Origin of the sequence: Gracilinema caldarium DSM 7334, from assembly GCF_000219725.1 — a bacterium.
Classification (GTDB): Bacteria; Spirochaetota; Spirochaetia; order Treponematales; family Breznakiellaceae; genus Gracilinema; species Gracilinema caldarium.
The window spans coordinates 340,411-362,845 of the sequence record NC_015732.1 but is presented as its reverse complement, the minus strand read 5'-3'; the positions used below and the strand labels follow the sequence as shown (position 1 = coordinate 362,845).

Sequence of the window (22,435 nt, the reverse complement as noted above, 5' to 3'; positions counted from 1 at the left end):
TCCTAATCATTGCCGGAAAGGACCCGTAATTTCGTATTTGCCCTATCCAGATAGGCCTGGGCCTGCTCATATCCCGGATTGATACGGACTATTGTTCTAAAACCATCCCGCGCAGTCTCATAATCTTCACTGTTAAATGCCACCACTGAATCTTCATATAGTTCTTTTACCTTTTCCAGGATTACCGTTTTTCGGGACGCCAACTTAGTTTTATTACTCTGCATTTTAAGCTGAATCATATTGGTATTTACCAGATCCCATGCTTTCACGAGATTCCCTTTTTCTATAGTAGCATCGATAATCACTAAGAGATCCGGTAATTCAGCATCATAATCCCGTTGGGGAACCGCTGTTTTTGTTTTACCTGAGGCGGCTGGTTTAGTGGTGGTTGTAGTAACAGTGCCCGTCCCTTTGGCGATCTTGTTTTTCAGTTCTACAGCTTCCGGGTTTTTTTCCACCTGTAATGCTGTATTGATTCGAACTTCTGCAGCCTGGTATTTTTTTTCCGCATATAAGCTCTCCGCCCAGGAAAAATAGAGTTGATATTTTGTCTTACTCAACTCAGGTAAAGGCGTCTTTTGTAAGGCGCCATAAGTTTTTTCAGCATTAATGAGAGCTAATTCTGCATCCTGATATTTTTTTTGCTTTAATTTATTAGTTGCATCGTTGGTATCTGCTAAAACAACTGATGTTACATAGCCATCTATAGATTTCCTTATTGTTAGGGCATCTTTATTTGAAGCATCTATTGTAGTAATTTCTTTCATGATCCGAACAGCAACACCTAATTGTTTATGTAATTCTATTTTTGTTTTTGATTTCCGAATAGCTTGTTCCAGTTCTGTAAGGTGCTGTATACGACGCTGAAGTACTTGTTTCCGTACATCTCCCGTATCAGACCGTAACTTATTAATATCATTATTAGAACTATCAATTTCCTGAGCATGTTTAATTGCAACAATCATTTCATAATCTTCAATATCGGTCCTGTTATTTTTCTCATATAAAGCTTTCGCTCTAGCAAGATATTCCTCAAAGCGCTTTGTCTTGAAGGTATCCGTTTTTATAAGATATTCCTGAGCTTTCAGATGTTCTGGATCTGCCCGGAGGGCGGCAACAAAATAACTGCGAACCTCCGGAATTGCGGTTATATCGTTTTGCTCAACAAGCCGGGTATTATAAAGCTGCAAACCTTTTTGAAAGATAATTTCAGCTTTCTCTTCCTGTGATAAGTTATTTTGTATAAACTGATTGGTCTGAAAGGTACTGCAGGAAAATGCAAGCACAGAAACAACAACAATCAAGGTTGATTTCTTATAACAACCAACTCCACCCATATATCCCCCTGCCCTGAATACAAAGAATACATAAAAACGATACTTATAATAGTAACGCAATTCATGATTAAAATCACAAATCTACAAAGAGTTTATAATAAATAATAATATTTTATAAAAGTACTCTTCGATTTTTTATTAAGGTACTCATCAATTTTGATATGTCATTGTAAAATTAATTAATTTCTATGCGGGTTTATTCAAGATGGTTCAAGATATTCAAAACGGGAAAATTCTCTTTGGCGTTTTTCTTATGGGCTTTGTTGTGGGTGCTTTGGTCACCGGCTTTATCCTTTGGCGAAGAACCGAATCAGACCGACAACTATTACGAGAACGAGCTCTTACGGCTTACCGAGATCTCGATGCAGCTCGGCAGGCTCAACGAACGGCTCAAGAACGAGCTGGAAAACTCCAGGAAGAACTCATCCGAATTAGAGAACAGGCTGAAGGCCTCGAAAACAGAGCTCGAACAGCTGCAGGCAGAACTGAAAGCCTTGCAAAGCAGCTTGATCGAGCTCAGACTGAATGTAACAACATCACTGCAGGAATCGAAACAGCTGAAGGACTCCTTACAGAAAACGGAAGACTCCTTGCAGAGCTTGGAACAATCCTTCAACAATTACAAGACAGCAGCAGAACAGGAACTGAAACGGCTGGAACAATCCCGTAACCGATATAGGCTTTTACTGATTATCGCCGGAACATTCGCCGTTTCAGGTTGGTCAGCCTTCGGACTAAGTCTCCTATTCTGATAAGGGCAAAGAACTAGTTTCTATCCCCTCTTATCTTTTCATGCGCTGCGAATTGCTCCATAGCCGCAATATCTTATACAGCGACCGCAGTTAATGCATTTTGACTTATCAATTTCAGGTGCTGCGTAACCCCTCTGTTTTATGGCTCCGATGGGACATACCCGAACCACCGGGCAGGGATGGTTCTGAGGACAGCGATGGGGTTCTACTTTTACATTCATGGTTGTTACTCCTTCTATACCGGCCTTATATATATCTATATTAATATATATTAATAAACATATTGTCAATATATAAAATACAATACATATAAAAGGCTTTATAACAATCATTAAGAAGCCAAAACATTACCTATTTAGCATCTACATTGCTTTCTTTAATGAGTTTCTCGAGGCGTTCGCAACCCTGAATTTTCTTAGCTTTTACGATGAGCTTTATATTCTTGATATAAAACACAAGAAGCAGAATAGCCGCGCCAATGAGATCTGTGCTTATGCCGGGATATACAAGCATAATACCGCCTGCAGCAGATGCTACACGTTCATACCAGGACATATTGGTTTTAAAGAATCCATTTACACCCGCAGCAAGGGCGAGAATCCCGATAATGCTGGTCACCAGCATCCATATTAACCCTGGTGCAGTAACATTAAAAAGCAACATTTGCGGATTCATGACAAAGATATAGGGAACTAAAAATGCCGCTATCGCCAGCTTAGAGGCGTTCAGACCAGTCTTTAAAGGATTCGCCTTGGCAATTCCCGCTCCAGCAAAGGCAGCTAAAGCTACCGGTGGTGTAACGTCTGCAATAATACCAAAGTAAAAAGCAAACATGTGGGCAGGTAGAATTATGGCCGCAGGAGCAACAACACCCGTATCGATACCTGCAATTTTACTTAAAATGATAACAATTGCCGGAGCGGTGATTGTAGAGGTAATAACATAATTCGCTGTTGTAGGAACCCCCATGCCGAGTACTATGGATGTAACCATGGTAAAGAAAAGGGTGGGCAAAAGCTGTCCATGGGCAAGATCAACTAGCAGAGACCCAAGCTTTAAACCAAGCCCCGTCAGGGTCACCACACCGATAATAACTCCAGCACAGGCAGTAGCAGCGATAATACCTAAAGCAGACCGGGATCCCGCTTCGAGACCCCGAATAATCTCGATCGGTTTCATCCTGGTCGCCTTGCGTAGCCAGGAAGCAAGAATTGATAAAACTGTAGCCCACAAAGCTGCCTTCATGGGGGTATAACCGGAAACAAGAAGATACACAATGACCACGAGGGGTATCATAAGATGACCCCGCTCCAGCATGATGGTTTTTAATTTTGGTAGTTCTTCCCTAGAAAGCCCCCGGAGTCCCAGGCGACGGGCTTCGAAATGGACTCCAGCCCAGACGCCAAGATAGTAGAGTAACGCCGGAATAGCCGCTGCAGCAATAATCCTGGAATAGGGGATACTGGTAAATTCAGCCATTAAAAACGCTGCTGCTCCCATGATGGGTGGCATAAGCTGACCGCCGGTGGACGCGGTAGCCTCTACCGCTCCGGCAAATTCGCCCTTGTACCCCAGTTTTTTCATCATAGGAATAGTAAAACTGCCGGTACCCACCACATTAGCCACCGATGAGCCGGAAACAGTCCCCATAAGACCGCTGGACAGTACTGCAACCTTTGCGGGTCCACCGGCGGTCCAGCCCGCTACGGCATTGGCAAGATCAATAAAGAATTGGCCTAAACCGGTACGTTCAAGGTAAGCGCCGAAAAGGATAAAAAGGAAGATAAAGGTACTGGAAACTCCTATCGGGATACCAAAGATTCCTTCTGTGGTAAAAAAAAGATGCCCCACCAGGGTTGAAAAATCAGCCCCCCGATGGGCAAGCCGCCCTGGAATATAAGGTCCAGCCAGGGCATACGCAATAAATACCAATGCAATTACCACCATAGGGATCCCGACCACCCGGCGGGCCGCTTCCAAAACCAGCAGTAAGCCGATAATTCCAGCAACAATATCAAAGGTAGTAGTCATTCCAGCCCGCTGTACCAGTTCTTTATAAAAGGCCACAATATAGAGCGGCGCAAGAGCCCCCAAAACAGCTAGCACTGCATCAATAGGATGGATCCGATCCCGAGCCCAGCTTTTTTTAGTTGGATATAAAAGAAAAATAAGACAAAGCCCAAAAGAAAGGTGTACAGAACGCTGAATCATTGCATCGAGGACACCAAAGATTGCGGTATATAATTGAAAAACCGCAAAGCTAATCGCCAGGGCGGATATCAATTTTGCTCCAAATCCTTTTAAGCTGCGATAATCCGCTTCTTTATCAAATTTTTTTAAAATATCCTGACTATCTGTTACGGTTTCCATCAGTATCCATCCTCATTATAAAGTAGCATAAACGGCTTAGCTTGGTTTCTAAAACCAAAAGGCTGAGCACTTAAGGTTAACAACTTAGAGTGCCGGACTTATGGTCCTTTAACACTAAGTTCCAGAGCTGTATCTTCTGTAACCCATTCTGTAAAGAGATACAAGTGCCTATCGATTATAACACCATGTCCAGGAACCGGAGAAACAAAAAGTGGTAATGTTTGAAAATGACGGTTCATGGTTACAATAAAAAGGCCATTTTCCATACGAAACCCACCTTCAGCATCAAAGGGCATTCCTGTAGAGGTTGTATCATATCGTAATTCATATAGGACCAATAGTCCCTGGTCTGCTCTAAAGTATTCATAAACAGGCCGTTTGTGAATGGAATGCACATAGGTAAGTATAAATTCACCTGAAGAAGGTAAAGGAAGTTCAGCTACAGGATATCCTCCCTGATTAATACAAAGTTTGTAAGTAACAGGTTGTTCCTGTGCTGGCACAAAACCTAAAGGACTCGTAAGACTAAGTAGTAGTAAAAAACACCGCTCCAAACTCTTGTACGAGAAGAGATGGAGCGGTATCACAAACCTTAACAGTTTCAATATTACTTTTTCACTTCCGCAAAGAATTTTTCTGCACCCACATGGAGTGGAATCGACATACCAACCTTGGCTGTCTCAACTTTAATATTAGATCCCTGCTTATGGGCAGCTACGAGCCGATCCGTATTGGCATACATGGTCTTAAGCAGCTCATAGACCGTATCGGCGGGGAGCTTGGAACTTACCGCCAGCATGGATTTAACCGATACGGTCTTTACATCGGCAGTAACACCCTGATAGGTATTCGCAGGAATAACCGTCACACTATAGAAGGACCACTTTTTCATCAATTTATCTGCCACAGCACCGTCTATGGGAACTATGGTAATCTTCCGTGATGCACCTAAATCCTGGATCGCTGCGGTGGGGTAACCGGCGGTGGCAAAGGCCGCATCAATATTGCCATCCTTTAGGTTGCTGGCCGATTCGGCAAAGGAGAGGTACTGGACTTTAATGTCATCATAGGTGAGACCAGCGGCTTCCAGAATTTGGCGGGCATTGGCTTCTACTCCAGAACCGGCAGCGCCGACGGATACCCGCTTACCCTTCAGATCAGCCACGGCTTTGATGCCCGAATCGGCCAGGGCAACAAGCTGGATCGTTTCATCATAGAGGCAAGCCATGCCGCGGAGTTCCTTAAAAGCCTTGTCTTTGAAAAGTTCAGTGCCGTTCAGCGCATAAAAGGCCACATCATTCTGAACAAAAATAATATCTACCTTGTTTTCCCGAAGCAGATTGATGTTTGCAATAGAAGCACCAGTAGTTTGAGCGGTGGCGTTCATCCCCTTTATATTTTTATTCCAGATTTCTGCCATGGCTCCGCCCAGGGGATAGTAGGTTCCTGCGGCACCACCGGTTCCAATGGCGATGAATTTTTGCTGGGCAAAGCCGGTTCCACTAACAATCATCAGGCCCATTAATACAAATAACATAGTTCGTTTCATAAAGTCCTCCATTATCGGTATACCTATTGTAAAAGGAGAATCCTTGCAGTGCAACTGCATTTCATCAATTTTGATTAAAAGAAGAGCCGGTTATATGGCAATCCATTATAACCGGCTCAGGAGGAAGAAGAAACGGTTTTTTAATTATCCCTTGATAGCTCCGCCTGTCAGACCTGCAACAATGTATTTCTGAGATGTGATAAAAAGAAGGATTGCAGGAATTATAGCGAGGCTTAGGTATGCAAGAATCATATTCCAATCTGCTGCATGTTGCCCCTGAAAATTCATAACACCCATTGGAAGTGTGTATCGTATTTCATTATTGAATACGAGGAGGGGTAAGAAAAAATTATTCCAACTTGAAACGAGAACTATAATACTACTTGTAGCAAGAATAGGCGTAGAAAGAGGAATAATCATATTAACAAGAAAACCAAGGGGACCATAGCCATCAATCGCACAGGCATCTTCCAAGTCTTGAGGAATACCGAGAAAAAAGCCCCTCAACAAGAGAACCGTCATAGGTATCTGAAATGCGACTTGGGGGAGAATAACCCCTAAATAATTATCGAGAAGATTTAAATTCTTTACCTGTAAATATAACGGGAGAATTGCAACAGCCAGTGGGAACAGCAGTCCTAACATAAAATAGTTTTTAATGAGTTCTCTGCCATGAAACCGTACACGGGCTAATGCAAAGGCTGCAAGTACACATACTACCAGGGTTATACCAACAGTACCGACGGCAACAAGTACAGAATTGAAAAGGGATCTCCAGAATGTTCCAAGGGTTCCATTCAACAAATTTATATAATTTTCATAATAGGGAGGGTTTGGTAGCCCTACCGGATCAGTTAATAGCTGCCCATTTGATTTTAAACCACCAACAAATCCCATATATATCGGAATGAGGACCACAAGGGAAAGGATTATACAAAAAGAAGTTTGAATGACATGTCGCAGGTATCGCTGTGATGAATTAGATTTCATCATACTTTATCGCTCCTCATTTTTAATAAGCTGTCGGTTATAGACTAAACTGAATATCAAGCTTAGTAAAAAGATGGTAACCGCAACTGCGCTCCCATAGCCAATATTGAGCCGCTGTAAACCAAATTTATAGAGGTAGGTGACCATCGTTTCGGCTGAATTTACCGGATCCCCCTTACCCATTGCCCAGACAACATCAAAGACCTGAAAGGATCCGACAATAGAGAAGAATATAGAAATAAGCAGGGTAGGCCTCAGAAGGGGTAATACAATTTTTCTGGTAGTCTGACCTTCTGTTGCACCATCAATTTTTGCTGCTTCTTTAATTTCATCAGGAATATCCTGTAGACCTGCAATTAGAATGGACATATGAAATCCGAAATACTTCCATATTATAGTAATAAGGATAGCTGCAAGTACTGTATTCGGGTGTGCTAAAAATGCAGGTACTGGAGAACCGGGAGCAATAAAGGTTGAAATGGCTTTCACTAGTCCATACTGGGGATTATATATAAATTGCCAAAGTATCCCTGTAATTACTTCTGAAAGAACATAAGGAAGGAAAAAAAACGTACGAAAAACAACTGCAAGTTTAAAATCTTTATTGGCAAGAATAAGTGCAGCATATAATGCAAGGGGAATTTCTACTATAAGAGATACCGCCATGATTACAAAATTATGAATTATTGCCTTATGAAATATCTTGTCGTTGTACAGCATTACAAAATTTTTAATACCACGAAAATCAGTGAGTGGACCAAATCCATTCCATTTAAACAAGCTAAAATATGCAGCCCTGAAAACTGGTACTATTACAAAGAATGTAAAGAGAACTAGTGCTGGTCCAAGTAAAAATATTAACAACGGTATCTGATTAAGCTTCTTTCTCATGATGCTTCCTGTTGCAGATTAAAACAATAGCATGTCCGGAAAACTTATCGTCTTCCGGACATGTTCTTTATTTTGCCGGACGTAATTAACCAGCAAAAAGTTTTTAAATCAGATAGAACTTATTTGGACTGTTCATAGGCTGCCTGTATTGCAGCACAGGCCTGTTCAGGTGTTGCAGTGCCAGCAAGAATGGTCTGTACTGCATCATTTACTGCTGCACCGGCTGCAGGAGAAAGGAACTGGTCAAGATACAGTTGGTAATAGGTTGTCTTATCAACAATGCTCTTTACCAGCTTAGCATTCGGATCGGTAATGCCAACCTCAGCACCTTTAACAGTGGGGATAATACCAGCAATAGTAGCATACTTAGCATTGTTTTCTTTGCTGTCCAGGAATCTCAGAAAATCAAGGGTTTCTATCGGTGCATTCTTCCCAATAGCCATACCATTTCCACCGCCGATTACATCGGTGATTTTTCCTTTTCCACCTTTAATCATCGGGAATGGAGCTGTAGCAAGCTTATCACCCAGTCCTTTCTTGCTGGTTGAGCTGTCATTTTGCACATTGGGAGCCCATTGGCCCATAATTTCCATCGCGGCCACACCATTACCGACGAGCGCCGCTTCATCATTGTAGGTTGCCCCAAGGAAGCCATCCTGGAAAGGTTTCAGTGCTGCCAGATCCGCCAATATCTGACCAGCTTTTACAAAGGTGGGATCCTTAAATCCGGCCTTATTTTTTCCAGAGAAGGTATTTTCAAAGAGTTCTCCTCCACCGAGCCTCAGTGCGATATATGACCAGATATGCATAGCAGGCCATTTATCACCACCACCAAGAGCAATCGGAGTAATTCCAGCAGCTTTGAGTTTCTTTACAAGGATGATAAATTCATCCCAGTCGCTGGGGAAAGAAGTATAACCAACTTTGGCAAGCAATTCTTTGTTATACCAAACCGTGATTGCACCCATATCATGGGGAGCTCCATAAATTTTACCATTATAGGAATAAACACCCCAAACACCAGGAGCCATGGTATCATAGAAACCAGAACTCTTTACTTCCTGGGTAATGTCCTTTAATAGACCGGCTTTCGCATATTCAGCAAGCACACCACCACCCCAGCTGTGGAAAATATCCGGTGGGTTTCCAGATTGCATAACTGTAGTAAGCTTGCTCTTGAAGGCTTCATTTTCCAGAATAGTAACTTCGATGGTAACATTCGGATGAGCTTTCATATACTCATCTACCACACCCTGATAAAATCCCTTATCAGTTGGTGCGGTACCGATGTGCCAGAAGGAAATTTTTACCTGTTTCCCGCCAGAGGTCTGTCCTGATTGAGCCTGCTGACCTGAGGCGAACAGCATGGTTGATGCTGTTAGCATTGACACCAACAGCAATCCGAACTTGAACATCTTTTTCATCATTGTGCCCTCCTATAATTTTTCAACCTGAACGGTCGAATAAAATCCTTTACAGGATGACATCTATGATGCCGCCCTTTCCCTGGAACGGGCATAGGGCTAATGTCGATTTTTTCCCTAGGACATTTTACCTATGGGGACCTCTAAAAACTGCAGTTTTTAGAGGTCCCCATATAGCTGTACCACAAAATTGAGGTTACCAGCCGCGGATATAAACGTGAACCCATATCGTGACCATCGGAAGAATGAACCTGATCAGTCGCGGCCCATTGAGCGCTTCCATTGCGCAACCACTTTGCATGAACTGCATCCCGATACAACTCGGGATCTGTAAAGCCAAGTATGTTTTCTGCAACAAACTGGTTTACAAATATTTTTGAAAGCCAGGTGTTATGGCTTGTCGATGAAAGTTTCCAACCACCAGATACAGAATCCAAACAGGAACCGGCCTGCAGTACGGTCTGCAGATGTTTTTGCAAGGTCTTAACAAAAGAACCAAATGGGCCCTGTTCAGATACAAGCTCGGGCCACCCACAAATATAGGGATATACAAGTCCCTCGATAGCTGGAATTATCTTGGATCTATTGTCCGATTCAAACACCGCGGGGATATATCCTTCTGGCAACATGCGGGATTGAATGGTACTAGCGGCCCATTGGGCAGATATACGAGCAGATTCTATGATATGCACACTATCCGATGCATACTGCCTGAACAGCGCTTCGATACAAACATAGGCAGCCCAGGATTTAACCGCTAAATAAAGATTGTTTCGCGCCTGACCAAGACTGACATCGAGGGAATCATAGGTTGTAATTTCTGACCCACCAGCACATCTATCTGAATCGATATCCATGATACCATCCTGGTTTTTATCCCGTGTCTTCATTGATGCAAGACAGGCTTCCAGATGGTGCCGGTTTTCAGAGAACCACTGTATATCCCCAGTTTTACTTATATACAAACAGGCAGTTAACACCCAATTTAAGGTCTCTTCAAAGCTCATATAACTGAAGCATTCTGAAAGATGGGGGAGTTCATAAACAGATGTCCCTACAGGGGTAAAACTATCGGCTACTCCCTGATCATGACAGAAGGCAATTCCATAGGCATCTTTGTAGGATGAACGGGTTAAGAAAAAATCCAGCTCATTCTTTACGGTCCAGGGTGAATACACAAGTTCAAAAAAAGCCTGATCCACGGTTAAGTCAAGGGTATTCATCATCTGATATTCTCCCTCATTGACGATGAATACCGGATCACCCTTTTCAGAAATCAACAGTTCCGTATTGGCACAGTAACTATGAACCGCATGGGACAAAAGGAATTTTTTGTCATCCGAAAGGCTGGACTGTTCAAGCCCCTTATCAAGTTCAGCAGCCGTGGCTAACATGAAAGCTGTATCCCTCAGGGCAGAATCGAGGACTTCCTCCAGATCCTGAAAGAGGCTGGAATAGTAGGTCTGTGTACGAAGTCCTGATGTAATAATGCCATCTCGATATACACCAAGAGCAATATGCACCATTTTTGTCTCACCAGGATTTACCTTAATTCTCAGAACTCCTTCAGATGCAAGACGGCGGATGGGACGATTCCCATTAAAGGCTGCATCAATAGCCCTCCAATCCATAACCTCTTCAATAGATTCATCAGGCAAACAGGCAAAACCCCATTCTGTACCATGAGCAAAACCGAGCAACGTACCATTGGTGCTGTCTGAAAGGGGGCGACGTACACCTTGCATTCCAAAAACCCCGATTAAGGGCTCTGATTTTTTTGAATTATCAAAGGTCAGTGTTATGTAGAGGGCAGGACGAAGTTGCTGACGGAGCAGAGATGGATCTGCAGATACAGGATCCGCAACAGAACCAAAAAATGAGGTTACTTTGAAAGAAAGCAAACCCGCCTTCCATTCTTCACCACTTAACGAAAGTGAACGTTCAATAGTTTCTTGAGGAAAATACGAAAAATCCGCAGGGGAAAGCATCGGTTTCGCAGGTGCATCAGGATCGACATAGGCACTTGCATCAAGACCTATTTTTGTTTCAGGACAAAAGGGTAAAATCCAAGGTGTTTCTGCTCCTAATCGATAACCAATAAATAAACCCCGTTGAGGAGGTTGTACATTTCCTATGACCAAACCGGCGCCTTTACCAATTCTCCCCAGAATTAACGATGCATAAGCACCCCACATACCGTGTAAAGAATAAAAATCATTTTCTGAAACACGAAGGCCCATTTTTTCCTCCAAAGCCAGGATACACAGCTTGAACGCCTTACACTATCGGATTTGAAGCTAATTTGCCTATCGGCCATTTTACCTATGGAAGTGTTTTATTTATCCTTTTCAGTAATCCATTCAACCGCATATCGACGTAAATCCGCGGCAGTAGATATATTTAGTTTTTCCTTAATATGATCTCGATAAGCATTGACCGTCTTTACTGATAGATGTAATCGTTCAGCAATTTCAGCAGCACCATAGCCCCTTCCAATTAAACCAAACACCTCAAGCTCCCTGTCGGAGAGACGACTGATTGGATCCCCGGAATGGCGTCCCCCTACAATACCAGAAAGCATCCGTTCTCTCAGGTTATCACTAACTGCAACCCTGCCTTCCAATACGGTGCGAACCGCATTCAATAAATTCTGAGGCGGCTCATGTTTCATAACATACCCCGAAGCACCGGCGGACAAGGCTCGTTCTCCATACAGATTTTCTTCATGCATGGATACAACGAGGACAACAACAGAAGGGTATTCACTTCTAATAATTTTTACCAGCTCCAAACCATTTTTATCCTGCAGTGAAATATCGACAATAGCGAGATCCGGTTTTACCTTCTGAAGTAAAGCCATCGCATCGGGAATAGAACCAGCTTCACCAACCGGTTCCAGATGCAATTCCTGAACAATAAGATCAACTACCCCATGACGATACAGGGGATGATCATCTACAACAATAAAAGATTTCCGTAAAGACATATCATTACCTCACTACTCGACAGGATACACAACAACCAGGATCCAGAGCTCTGATTCTTAACTCTCCACCGATCAGACTGGAACGATATTTTAAGATCCTAAGCCCCAATCCAACTGTTTGAACCCTTTGAGGATTAAAGCCAATTCCATTGTCCGCAACCATTACTTCGACAGATTCTCGATCTCCTTTTAATGAAACCTGAATATGAGAAGCTTTAGAATGGGTTACCGCATTATTTAAAGCTTCTTGGATAATCCGGTACAGATGCAAGGCTTTTTCGGAGTTTTTTATGGTAAACCCTGGAGAGACCTCAAGGGTTATCGCCATATTACTCCGATTCTGTGCTGCTTTTACCAGTTCTCCTACCGCAGCAACAAGCCCTTTGGCTTCCAATTCCGCAGGATACAAGCCCCGGGCCATACCCTTTGCCTGAGAAGCCGTCTTACTTGCCGCATGAGCAATAGAAGCAGCTGCATTGGCAGCCTCTGCCGCACCGGGACCATCAAGGCGGCGCAAATTACCCTCCAGGATTGCGGCCATTAAACCAATTCCCGCTATATTCTGACATAGATCATCATGAATATCCCGGCCTATACTGGCCATAATGTCATTCGAAATATCTAATAATTCCCGTTCCAGGGCCCTGCGGCGTTCAATTTCTTCCCGCAACTGCTCATTCATTCTCGAAAGTTCTATGGTTCGTATCCGTACCTGATGTTCGAGGTTCCGTTCACGATCCCGTTCTGCGGTCATAAGCAAAGCTCCCTTGATAGCCCCTGAAACCTGATCCCGTAACGCTTCAAACACCTGCCGATCCTCACTATCCGCAGTACACACGAGATACCCGAGCCGTTCCTCCCCAAACCGCAAGGGCTCCACCACATAGGATTTCCAATTATCCGGAAGCCCGCCGGGAAGGATATCGACCGTGCGGAATCGCACCCCATAGGGAGCCAGAATTCTGGTTTTATTCCCTTCGGAAGCCAGCAGCAGACGAGCCCATTCAGGGGTAATTCCCTTAGATTCAAACAATGCTAAATAACAGGCAGAAATTCCCAGGGTACGGGTTCCAGCAGCAACAGCGGACAAAATATCGGTTAAAGCAAAGGATGAAACCAAAGAAGCCTCAATTTCTCGTAGCACCGCAGCACGACGTTCAACGGACCGGCGCAGTGAAGCCTGGTATCTTGCAATTCCTTCGGCAATGATGACCTGAGCCTTTTCCAGATAAGGTGCTTCCAGATGACGATATTGGATTGTTGCCGGATTCCTCCCCCTGGATAACGCAGTATTCACATCATTGGCGAGCTGCAACAGCACCCCAGCATCTGAGTTTTCTCCTGATCCAATTTGATAGGTTTGTAACCGCTGATCATTACAAAAATCATGTTCAGGAATAGAAGAACAACCACAGGATTCACGTATTACCAAAGATACTGGGGTTCGATGCATGATCATATGAGCCTTCGGCAAAAGCCCCAGATTGATGGATAAAGATCGGATTGCCTGGCGTCCTAATTCACAGGTCCCCTGCCGAATAGTGGTAAGGGGTGGAATACTGAAGCGGCTGTCCTCGGTATCATCAAAACCAGTAACCGATACTTCTTCTGGAACTCGAATCCCCGCTTCAGCCAATGCTCGTAAGGCCCCCATAGCCATTAAGTCATTGGCCGCAACGATGGCATCGAAGGACAGGCCTTGAGAAATTAATCTGCCTACAGTATCCCACGCTTCGTTTTCCTGGAAATTACAATATTCGATACGTAATATAAATTCGTTCCCCAAAAGCATCTTTAAATGCTGAGAAAATTCCTTTTCTCGTGCGATCGATTCATTATGGTTAATTGGCCCAGCTAAAAAAAGAAATTCCCTTCGCCGATGAACCTTTACTAGATGCTCCGCAATTGCCGTCATACCACCTGAATTATCAATAAAAACACTGTGAATACCTGGAATCTCGACACCAACCGATACCAGGGGAACCTTTTTCAGGCGGTTCATGAAAACAAGAATCTCATCCTGTGTCAGGTAAGTACCAATAACATTCGTCATGACAACCAGCGCATCCAGGTGACTTCGGGCAGCAAGATTAAAGGCGATATTATCCAAAGCTTCAAAACCAACTGGACTTTCCAGCCGTTGACCGCCAAAAAAAATAAGAGTAATACCAAGTTTTTCAGCCTCTTCAACCGCACCGCTCCACACTGAATGCTGATAGGGCTCATCAAGCCGGGCTGCAAGAAACCCGATTATTTTTCGTTTCATACCTACCATAGTATAATGCTTGTATCGGAGCTTCAAGCAAACCCTGAGACTTTGCTTAAGGAAAATCTTACGGATCTGCTCAGGGTGACCCACAAAAAAATCAACTTATATCGCTGGAAAAAGCTCTGATGACATCTAGTTTAAAGCTTCGCCTACATCATAACACTAAAAGTTTGTATAATGAGCGTACCGGTCTTATACTTTATCCTATGAACCTCCAATTACAAGGAAAGACCGTGCTCGTTGCAGCTTCCAGTGAGGGCCTGGGATTCGCAACAGCCCAGACGGTCCTGGACGAAGGGGCACAGGTATGGATTGGCAGCAGAAGTGATGATAAGGTCCGGGAAGCCCTGAAACAATTACAGGCTTCATCAGGCCAGCGGAAGGGAGGAATCGGTCAGGTTGATGGATATCCGCTCGATGTTACCCAGGCTCAGAGTATCGACGCCTGGGTTGCCGCGGCCCATTCCCGCTACGGAGAGGCCATTGACGGCCTCGTGGTCAACTCAGGCGGACCGCCGCCGGGACTTTTCTCCGATTTTGATGACCAGGCGTGGCAGCATGCCTTTGAACTGCTTCTGCTGTCGGCGGTCCGCCTGGTCCGCGCCTGTCTGCCAGGTCTCGCTGTTCGCGGAGGATCGATACTGATTGTCTCATCGACCTCGGTGACCGAACCCATCGAGGGCCTCATCCTCTCCAATGCACTGCGCTCCGCGACAGTAGCCATGGCAAAAACACTGTCCAGGGAATTGGCACCTCAGGGAATCCGGGTGAACTGCCTTGCGCCGGGGCGCTTTGCCACAGGCCGGGTTGAACGGATCGATAGGGCAACAGCAGAACGAATCGGCTGTACGCCGGAAGAGGCCCGGCGCAAGGCAGAGGCCGCAATCCCCCTGAGCCGCTACGGCACTACCGAAGAATTCGGCCGCACCGCCTGCTGGCTCCTTTCACCGGCAGCGTCATACATAACCGGACAACTCTTAACCATCGACGGCGGCATGACCCGAGGCACCTGGTAGCTGTAACAGCGGCTCATCAAACTTGATGCTAGAACTTCCTTATCCGAACCTCTGTGTAGGTATCCTTTTCAAGCAATTTCTCTAGGTCCCGGGGGTTTGTCGATGAATAGCGGTAAGGATAGACTATTTTTGGCCGTATCAGACGAACTACTTCAGCAACCTGCTCTGGAGTCATAGTATAGGGTTGGTTCATAGGAAGAAAGGCTACATCGAGCGGCCCCGAAAGGGCTTTAATCGCATTCATATCGAGATGGTCCCCATGTTCATGGGTGATAAGAATAAGATCTGCCTTTTCCCATTTAGTATAGTCGGTATACCGCGTTTGGGGATCCACATGGATCTTAAAATTACCCAATTGTATAGCCAGCGTTGCCAGTTTTCCCGAAGGGGTTGCAAAAGAATCTGACGCAAAAGAACCCGCACCATCCATAGCAGACACTCCCATGGTTACCGTAAGTACTAAAAGCATAGGTATTATATACCTTTTTGCCACTGAACGAACCATATTAGACGCCTACCAGTAATATATTGATAATCATGTAACATTTACACAAAATCTAATAAAAACGCCTGTAAAAACTCAGTTGAATTTTCAGAGGCATCTAGAAATTTGCCAAAACATTACTATATTAGTAATATATAGACAGGAGGTACTTATGGCTTTTACACTTGATCCTTTACCCTATCCTTTTGAGGCTCTTGAGCCCTATATAGATGCAAAGACCATGGAAATTCATCATGACAAGCACCATGGAACCTATGTGGCTAAGCTGAATGCAGCCCTAGAACAGGCACCGCAGCTACAAACATGGAGTCTGGAAGATTTGCTGAAAAATCTCTCTCAGGTTCCCGACTTGATCCGACAGGTGGTTCGAAACCATGGCGGTGGCCACTATAACCATCGGCTTTTCTGGAACATACTTACACCTCAAAGCAGAGGCCAGCCTGAGGGGGATCTAGCAAAACTAATCAACCGGGACTTTGGTTCCTTTGAGTCCTTTAAGGAGCAGTTTACCTTGGGGGCTACCAACCTCTTTGGGAGCGGCTGGGAATGGCTCGTAGTAAATCCTGAGAAAAAACTTCAGCTTGTTGCCCTTCCCAATCAGGATAATCCCCTAACTAACGGACTCATCCCGATCTTTGGGCTCGATGTCTGGGAACATGCCTATTACCTCAAATACCAGAACCGGCGGGCCGATTATATTTCCGCATTCTGGAATGTGGTGAACTGGAAACAGGTAGAAGAAAACCTGCATAAAGCTTTGTTACAAAGTAAAAACTGAAGGGCTAAGGAATAGCCTACGAAAAAGGCTATTCCCCTTTGGAACAGTTTATAGGTTTATAACTGATATTATAACTGATACCGCGCCCCTGTATACAGTGGTAGGATGTGTGGAATTTCCTGCTGTAAAAGATCATACGCCAGGGGTCCGGTACAGTGGCCCAGAGCAATAAAGGGAGCTCCATTTTGTTGCAGGTAGTCCCTTGTTCTTATAATTCGCGGTTCATCGGCTTCCACCAGATGGGAGCCTCCGAAAACTGCATACAGTTTTTGGTTGAACACCTGCTGAGCTGTGTCGAGTATGTTCATCAGCCCCGGATGGGCACAGCCGACCAGAACTACAAGCCCCTGGGGCAGGGGGATAACGACACAGATTTCGTCATCAAATGTATCAGCCTGAGACTGGCCGATCCCGGATCGCACAACGGTAAAGCGCGGGGCGATAATTTCATCAGCATGGGTTCTGATAAAATTGCCTAGTATAAAGATACCGGGCAGAATTTCTTTAACTGCACCCTTTCTCGTTTGCGCCTGTCCCTGATGGGCTCCTTGTTGTAGAATACTGGGTGCATTGCCCCTTTCCAGTTCATGACAGGAAATCCCACAGCTCTCCAGATAAAGGCGGTCTACATCAAGGCCGAGATACCGGGGGCGTGGACTTTCATTGGACCATTTCGGATCAAAAAAGCCCGGCCCGGTCCACAGGGGCCCCCGATAATGAGCTGTCTCTGCCAGAGTTCGCAGTCCCCCTCCATGATCATAGTGGCCATGGCTGACAACCAGAGCTTCCGCTGAGGAGAGGTCTATTCCAAGCAGTTCAGCATTTTGTACAAAGGCGCCGCTTTTTCCGGTATCGAATATAAGCCTGTGCCCCTCCTTTTCAATCCAGAATGAGAGCCCATGTTCAGCGATAAAGTTACGGGCTGTCGTTGGCTGAGGGAACTCTGATTGAGGAGCCTCTGGCCGTGCAACTTCTGGGGGAAGATTATTTTCGATCAGAACCTGAATGGTTAACATAGAAACCTCTTAGATACCCTCATATGTCGCGGGAACTTCAAACTGACTGTTATAAAGTTCCGCATAGAATCCATTCTGATTAAGTAATTCCCTGTGGTTTCCCTGTTCCACGATATCCCCATCCCGTAACACAAGGATCAGGTCCGCATTCTGTATGGTAGAAAGCCGGTGGGCGATTACAAAGCTCGTCCTGCCGTGCATAAGCCGGTCCATAGCCTTCTGAATCATTACTTCGGTACGGGTATCTACCGAGCTCGTCGCTTCGTCCAGGATCATGATGGGCGGATCGGCCAATATGGCCCGGGCTATGGTTAAGAGCTGTTTCTGTCCCTGGGATATGTTGCTTGTCTCTTCGTTTAATACCATATGATAGCCTTCGGGCAGGGTATGAACAAAATGGTCCACATAGGCGGCCTTTGCCGCTGCTATCACCTCATCATCGGTCGCATCCAGACGTCCGTAACGGATGTTTTCCAAAATGGTATCATTATAGAGCCAGGTATCCTGTAAAACCATACCAAAGCTCTTTCGAAGATCGGAACGACGGAAGGTCCGGATATCATACCCATCCAAGAGGATCATGCCATCGTCCACATCGTAAAAGCGCATGAGCAGTTTCACCAGCGTTGTTTTACCCGCCCCGGTAGGACCGACAATAGCGATTTTCTGGCCAGGCTTGGCAAGGGCAGAGAAATTTTTAATGATAGGCTTGTCCTTGGAATATCCAAAACGGATGGTTCTGAATTCGACTTCTCCCCGGATTTCGGTAAGGCTTACTGGATGCTCTGTCTCTAGGGTTTCCTCCTCTTCATCGAGGAATTCATAAACCCGTTCTGCTGCCGCAGCGGTCTGTTGCAGTATATTACTGATATTGGCTATTTGTTGAATCGGCTGAGTAAAATTGCGGACATACTGAATAAAAGCTTGAATGTCCCCCACAGTGATGGCCCTTTTTATAGCCAACCAGCCACCGAGGACCGCTACACCCACATAGCCGATATTTCCGACAAAGTTCATCAGGGGCATCATTACCCCGGTTAAGAACTGGCTTTTCCAGGCCGATTCATAGAGGGTTTCATTAGTAACATCAAAGGTGGTCAGAGTCTTTTCCTCCCGGTTAAAGGCCTTCATTACAATATGACCACCATACATTTCTTCTACCTGACCATTGATATGACCCAAATACTCCTGTTGTTTTTTATAATACTTCTGGCTTTTTCCGACTATAAACCCGATGATGAGGAACGAAAGGGGGATCATAAGGAGGGCTACCAGGGTCATACGCCAATCAATCACTAACATCATTACAAGAACACCCACTACTGTTACGAGGGATGTGATGATTTGTGTGAGACTCTGGTTTAAGGTGTGGTTAATGGTATCCACATCATTGGTAATCCGCGACAGGGTCTCTCCATGTGTGGTACTATCAAAATACCGGAAGGGGATCCGGTTAATTTTGGCCTGGATCTGCTTTCGGAACCGGTAGGAAAGATCTGTGGAAACCCTAGCCATAATCCAACCCATAATAAAAGAAGCCAGGGCGGCAACAATATAAAGCGCTAAAACGGTCAGCAGTATAGTAGCAATTTTTGTAAAGTCTATAGCACCTTTTCCGCTGAATTGTGCTAATATACCTTCCAAAAGTACTGTGGTAGCCTGCCCCATAATTTTAGGACCAATGATACTAAATACTGTGGAGGCTATTGCAAAAAGAAAGACAATGCTAAGGCGCATTTTATAAGGTGCCAGGGCTGAAAGGAGACGAAGCATGGTCCCCTTAAAATTTTTAGCCTTTTCCCCCTTCATCATTGCCATAGGTCCGCCCCGGCCCATCATCTGGCCAGGACGCATCATTCTTGTCGTTCCAGCGGGGGATTTTTGTCCATTGATATATTGTCTTTGATCGCTCATGCTATGTTCTCTCCCTTAACCTGGGACTCAACGATTTCTTGATAGGCACAACAGGTTTTTAGCAGGTCCTGGTGAGGTCCCTGACCAACGATCTTGCCCTCATCGAGCACAATAATGTGATCCGCATGCATGATGGTAGCCACCCTTTGGGATACTATAATGCGGGTACTGGTGCGGGTCCGCTCTGCTAAGGCTTTGCGCAACCGTGCATCGGTACGGTAATCGAGGGCGGAAAAACTGTCATCAAAAAGATAGATGGGGCAGTCCTTAACAAGAGCACGGGCGATGGCCAGCCGCTGCTTCTGTCCCCCGGAAAAGTTCGACCCTCCCTGGGATACCGGCGCCGAAAGTCCTTCAGGATTTTCTAACACAAAATCCGCCTGGGCAACCTTGAGTGCTTCGAGGAGGCGTTCACGGGAAGCACCTTCATCGGCAAACCTCAGATTTTCTTCTATTGTACCGGAGAAGAGGAGACTTCGTTGGGGTACATACCCGATAAGGTTTCGTAATTCCTTTTGGGTCATGGTCCGTATGTCGATGCCATCAATCAATATGGAACCAGCGGAAACATCATAGAATCGAGGTATCAGGTTGATGAGGGTAGTCTTCCCCGCCCCGGTGGGGCCGATAATGCCCGTTGTCTTACCTGCAGGAGCTGTAAAGGAAATATGGCAAAGCACATCCGTATCTGCCCCGGGATAGCGAAAACAGACATCCCGGAACTCTACCATACCCCGCTGCATTCCAGCGGGCTTGTAAAGAACTGGCTGTTGAGGATCGGTTATTGATTCTTTGGTCTCCAGAACCTCCGCGATCCGGTTAGCAGAAATAGCAGCCCGGGGAAGCATGATGAACATCATAGAAAGCATCATAAAGGACATGACAATCTGTATGGCATACTGCATAAAGGCCATCATATCGCCAACCTGCATGGCAGCCTGAGCAACCCGATAGCTGCCGATCCAAATGATACCGATGCTGAGGAGATTCATCAAAATCATCATAAAGGGCATCATGATAACCATGACACGATTTACAAAGAGACTCACCTCTGTAAGATCCCGATTGGCCCGATTAAAACGCTCTTCTTCAAAGGATTCCCGGTTAAAGGCATGGACTACCATAAGGCCGGTCAGGTTTTCACGGGCAACCAGATTAAGCCGGTCCACTAGTTTTTGTATGAGCTGAAATCGGGGAAGCGCAATAGAAAACACAAGGCCAATGACACCAATAAGAACCAGTACAGCGAGGCCGATAATCCACGCCATGGATGGGGCCTTTCCGAGGGCACGGATAACCCCGCCCCCGCCCATAATCGGCGCAAAGAGGAGCATCCTCAGGGACATAAAGGTTACCATCTGCATCTGGGTAATATCATTGGTGGTTCTCGTGATGAGCGAGGCCGTCGAGAAGGTATCAAATTCAGCATTGGTAAAATTGATGACCTTACTGAATATATCATGCCTGAGCTGTTTAGCCGCGCCGGCAGCCGTTTTAGATGCGAGGAACCCGACGAGGATAATACAGGCCATCGATCCCAGCGTTATGAGTACCATAATGATACCATACCGGACAATGTAGGACATCTGGAGCTGTTCCAGATTTACCCCGAGCTGTTCGTATTCCTGTCGGATCCGGGCAATGGCCATCTGTTCCAGAACCTTGTCTCCCATGGCATCCATGGCTTTGGAAAACTGCTCCAGCATCTGGGCCGACCCTTGGTCGGTATGCGGCTGGCCTGTTTGTTCCACCTGCAGAGCCCGGGATTGCTCTTGAGCCTGTATGCCCGCAGGCATCTTCTGCATCATTGTGGCCGCAGCAAGAGCCCGGATCATAAGTCGTCCCAATTGGTCTTGCTCTTCTTGAGTAAGAGAACGCAGTTCATAAAGCTTTTGATCGGCAGAGCTCAGGCTATCCTTTTTTAGGGGGACACTGGTTACAGCTTCTGCAGAGACCGGGTGATACAACCTTGCAATGAGCGCTGACTCTTCTTTATTCAGGAAAAACCTCATCTGACAGAAGGTAGTTTCTCCAAAAATCTTAGGTAGAGGACTATCGATGCCCCCCTGCTGGATACCATAATTGATAATCCGGGACATGTAATCCGGCAGGGCCAGGTCGAAATTGGCCTCTACAAAGAGCAGTATGACCACCGAAAGGATCGAAAACCCATAGGGTTTCAGGTACTTCATCAATGTAGACATGCTATTGCATACTCCTTAGTATTCTATTGAGGGTCTCAAGACTTTTCCGGAGCTGTTCCCGCTCCTGTAGCGGGACCGCTTCCATGAGCGTAATAAGTTTTTGTTGATGTTCCTTCTTAAGCTCCTGAACAAGCGCAAGACCCTTGGAAGTAATTTCGATGTTCCGCATCCTGCGATCATCATTATTTTCTGCCCGGGAAACATAGCCCACCTCTACAAGTTTGTCCAAAAGCTGGCTCGCCCCTGGTGCAGAAATTTGCATATGATGACTGATGTCAGACACAGAACACTGACCTTTATGGGCGAGCCGAAACAGGATCATCATGCGGGGAAAATTGAGGCCCCGTGACCTAAGAAAATAATCGGCCACAATCCGTACCAGAGAAAAAACAAAATCCGTTTCATGGGGACCTCCATGCACCAAGTATGAGCCT

The 22,435-nt window shown here is 45.4% G+C and carries 19 protein-coding genes; 3 read left to right on the top strand and 16 right to left on the bottom strand.

What is annotated here, in order from left to right; translation table 11 throughout:
* Positions 1-2: 2 nt before the first annotated feature.
* The gene (locus tag SPICA_RS01605) at positions 3-1,337 is read right to left on the bottom strand and encodes a hypothetical protein (protein ID WP_013967795.1); all 1,335 of its coding nucleotides are present in this window, start codon (positions 1,335-1,337) and stop codon (positions 3-5) included.
* A gap of 205 nt (positions 1,338-1,542) precedes the next feature.
* Between SPICA_RS01605 and SPICA_RS01600 the strand changes: the two genes are divergently transcribed.
* Entirely contained in the window at positions 1,543-2,007 is a 465-nt protein-coding gene (locus SPICA_RS01600) for a hypothetical protein (RefSeq protein WP_013967794.1), read from the top strand.
* Positions 2,008-2,127: 120 nt separating this feature from the next.
* On the opposite strand, the gene SPICA_RS15160 is transcribed toward SPICA_RS01600, so the two are convergent.
* From SPICA_RS15160 to SPICA_RS01555, 10 genes are all read right to left on the bottom strand, one after another.
* Positions 2,128-2,310, bottom strand: a complete 183-nt coding sequence (locus SPICA_RS15160) for a 4Fe-4S binding protein (RefSeq protein ID WP_083819948.1) — start codon at positions 2,308-2,310, stop codon at positions 2,128-2,130.
* Between the two features lie 130 nt (positions 2,311-2,440).
* A complete protein-coding gene (locus SPICA_RS01595) occupies positions 2,441-4,459 on the bottom strand; it encodes a TRAP transporter permease (RefSeq protein WP_013967793.1) in 2,019 nt (672 codons plus the stop codon).
* 98 nt (positions 4,460-4,557) lie between these two features.
* Entirely contained in the window at positions 4,558-4,962 is a 405-nt protein-coding gene (locus SPICA_RS15540) for a DUF1850 domain-containing protein (RefSeq protein ID WP_041396106.1), read from the bottom strand.
* A 104-nt stretch (positions 4,963-5,066) separates the two neighbouring features.
* Positions 5,067-6,008, bottom strand: a complete 942-nt coding sequence (locus SPICA_RS01585; RefSeq protein WP_013967791.1) for a TAXI family TRAP transporter solute-binding subunit — start codon at positions 6,006-6,008, stop codon at positions 5,067-5,069.
* Between the two features lie 144 nt (positions 6,009-6,152).
* A complete protein-coding gene (locus SPICA_RS01580) occupies positions 6,153-7,001 on the bottom strand; it encodes a carbohydrate ABC transporter permease (RefSeq protein WP_013967790.1) in 849 nt (282 codons plus the stop codon).
* A 3-nt stretch (positions 7,002-7,004) separates the two neighbouring features.
* Complete coding sequence (locus SPICA_RS01575) at positions 7,005-7,889, bottom strand: carbohydrate ABC transporter permease (RefSeq protein WP_013967789.1); 885 nt, start codon at positions 7,887-7,889, stop codon at positions 7,005-7,007.
* Positions 7,890-8,008: 119 nt separating this feature from the next.
* Positions 8,009-9,316: an extracellular solute-binding protein gene (locus SPICA_RS01570; protein WP_013967788.1), complete on the bottom strand. Its 1,308-nt coding sequence runs from the start codon at positions 9,314-9,316 to the stop codon at positions 8,009-8,011.
* A 140-nt stretch (positions 9,317-9,456) separates the two neighbouring features.
* Positions 9,457-11,553, bottom strand: a complete 2,097-nt coding sequence (locus SPICA_RS01565) for a glycoside hydrolase family 52 protein (protein WP_013967787.1) — start codon at positions 11,551-11,553, stop codon at positions 9,457-9,459.
* 95 nt (positions 11,554-11,648) lie between these two features.
* Positions 11,649-12,299, bottom strand: a complete 651-nt coding sequence (locus tag SPICA_RS01560; RefSeq protein WP_013967786.1) for a response regulator — start codon at positions 12,297-12,299, stop codon at positions 11,649-11,651.
* A 4-nt stretch (positions 12,300-12,303) separates the two neighbouring features.
* Positions 12,304-14,565: a substrate-binding domain-containing protein gene (locus tag SPICA_RS01555; protein ID WP_169311848.1), complete on the bottom strand. Its 2,262-nt coding sequence runs from the start codon at positions 14,563-14,565 to the stop codon at positions 12,304-12,306.
* Positions 14,566-14,774: 209 nt separating this feature from the next.
* On the opposite strand from SPICA_RS01555, the gene SPICA_RS01550 reads away from it, so the two are divergent.
* Positions 14,775-15,584 carry an SDR family oxidoreductase gene (locus tag SPICA_RS01550; RefSeq protein ID WP_041396105.1) on the top strand — a complete coding sequence of 270 codons (810 nt, stop codon included), beginning with the start codon at positions 14,775-14,777 and terminating at the stop codon, positions 15,582-15,584.
* 28 nt (positions 15,585-15,612) lie between these two features.
* Here SPICA_RS01550 and SPICA_RS01545 read toward each other — a convergent pair whose 3' ends face one another.
* Positions 15,613-16,053 (bottom strand): MBL fold metallo-hydrolase, encoded by a 441-nt coding sequence (locus tag SPICA_RS01545; RefSeq protein ID WP_083819947.1) that lies wholly within the window; start codon positions 16,051-16,053, stop codon positions 15,613-15,615.
* A 187-nt stretch (positions 16,054-16,240) separates the two neighbouring features.
* Here SPICA_RS01545 and SPICA_RS01540 point away from each other — a divergent pair, with 187 nt between their 5' ends.
* A complete protein-coding gene (locus tag SPICA_RS01540; protein ID WP_013967782.1) occupies positions 16,241-16,867 on the top strand; it encodes a superoxide dismutase in 627 nt (208 codons plus the stop codon).
* 68 nt (positions 16,868-16,935) lie between these two features.
* On the opposite strand, the gene SPICA_RS01535 is transcribed toward SPICA_RS01540, so the two are convergent.
* Genes SPICA_RS01535 through SPICA_RS01520 form a run of 4 tightly spaced genes read right to left on the bottom strand, consistent with a single transcriptional unit; the run spans position 16,936 to position 22,422 of the window.
* Positions 16,936-17,883, bottom strand: coding sequence for an MBL fold metallo-hydrolase (locus SPICA_RS01535; RefSeq protein ID WP_013967781.1), 948 nt, complete (start codon positions 17,881-17,883; stop codon positions 16,936-16,938).
* A 9-nt stretch (positions 17,884-17,892) separates the two neighbouring features.
* Positions 17,893-19,797: an ABC transporter ATP-binding protein gene (locus tag SPICA_RS01530; RefSeq protein ID WP_013967780.1), complete on the bottom strand. Its 1,905-nt coding sequence runs from the start codon at positions 19,795-19,797 to the stop codon at positions 17,893-17,895.
* Positions 19,794-22,001 (bottom strand): ABC transporter ATP-binding protein, encoded by a 2,208-nt coding sequence (locus SPICA_RS01525; protein ID WP_013967779.1) that lies wholly within the window; start codon positions 21,999-22,001, stop codon positions 19,794-19,796. The genes SPICA_RS01530 and SPICA_RS01525 overlap by 4 nt, the downstream gene beginning before the upstream one ends.
* 1 nt (position 22,002) lies before the next feature.
* Positions 22,003-22,422 (bottom strand): MarR family winged helix-turn-helix transcriptional regulator, encoded by a 420-nt coding sequence (locus SPICA_RS01520; RefSeq protein ID WP_237255962.1) that lies wholly within the window; start codon positions 22,420-22,422, stop codon positions 22,003-22,005.
* Between the last annotated feature and the right edge of the window lie 13 nt (positions 22,423-22,435).

Excerpts from the sequence above, each read along its gene's own strand:
- SPICA_RS01605 (WP_013967795.1), bottom strand. The coding sequence starts at position 1,337 with ATGGGTGGAGTTGGTTGTTATAAGAAATCAACCTTGATTGTTGTTGTT.
- SPICA_RS01600 (WP_013967794.1), top strand. The coding sequence starts at position 1,543 with ATGGTTCAAGATATTCAAAACGGGAAAATTCTCTTTGGCGTTTTTCTT.
- SPICA_RS15160 (WP_083819948.1), bottom strand. The coding sequence starts at position 2,310 with ATGAATGTAAAAGTAGAACCCCATCGCTGTCCTCAGAACCATCCCTGC.
- SPICA_RS01595 (WP_013967793.1), bottom strand. The coding sequence starts at position 4,459 with ATGGAAACCGTAACAGATAGTCAGGATATTTTAAAAAAATTTGATAAA.
- SPICA_RS01585 (WP_013967791.1), bottom strand. The coding sequence starts at position 6,008 with ATGAAACGAACTATGTTATTTGTATTAATGGGCCTGATGATTGTTAGT.
- SPICA_RS01580 (WP_013967790.1), bottom strand. The coding sequence starts at position 7,001 with ATGATGAAATCTAATTCATCACAGCGATACCTGCGACATGTCATTCAA.
- SPICA_RS01575 (WP_013967789.1), bottom strand. The coding sequence starts at position 7,889 with ATGAGAAAGAAGCTTAATCAGATACCGTTGTTAATATTTTTACTTGGA.
- SPICA_RS01570 (WP_013967788.1), bottom strand. The coding sequence starts at position 9,316 with ATGATGAAAAAGATGTTCAAGTTCGGATTGCTGTTGGTGTCAATGCTA.
- SPICA_RS01565 (WP_013967787.1), bottom strand. The coding sequence starts at position 11,553 with ATGGGCCTTCGTGTTTCAGAAAATGATTTTTATTCTTTACACGGTATG.
- SPICA_RS01560 (WP_013967786.1), bottom strand. The coding sequence starts at position 12,299 with ATGTCTTTACGGAAATCTTTTATTGTTGTAGATGATCATCCCCTGTAT.
- SPICA_RS01555 (WP_169311848.1), bottom strand. The coding sequence starts at position 14,565 with ATGAAACGAAAAATAATCGGGTTTCTTGCAGCCCGGCTTGATGAGCCC.
- SPICA_RS01550 (WP_041396105.1), top strand. The coding sequence starts at position 14,775 with ATGAACCTCCAATTACAAGGAAAGACCGTGCTCGTTGCAGCTTCCAGT.
- SPICA_RS01545 (WP_083819947.1), bottom strand. The coding sequence starts at position 16,053 with ATGCTTTTAGTACTTACGGTAACCATGGGAGTGTCTGCTATGGATGGT.
- SPICA_RS01540 (WP_013967782.1), top strand. The coding sequence starts at position 16,241 with ATGGCTTTTACACTTGATCCTTTACCCTATCCTTTTGAGGCTCTTGAG.
- SPICA_RS01535 (WP_013967781.1), bottom strand. The coding sequence starts at position 17,883 with ATGTTAACCATTCAGGTTCTGATCGAAAATAATCTTCCCCCAGAAGTT.
- SPICA_RS01530 (WP_013967780.1), bottom strand. The coding sequence starts at position 19,797 with ATGAGCGATCAAAGACAATATATCAATGGACAAAAATCCCCCGCTGGA.
- SPICA_RS01525 (WP_013967779.1), bottom strand. The coding sequence starts at position 22,001 with ATGTCTACATTGATGAAGTACCTGAAACCCTATGGGTTTTCGATCCTT.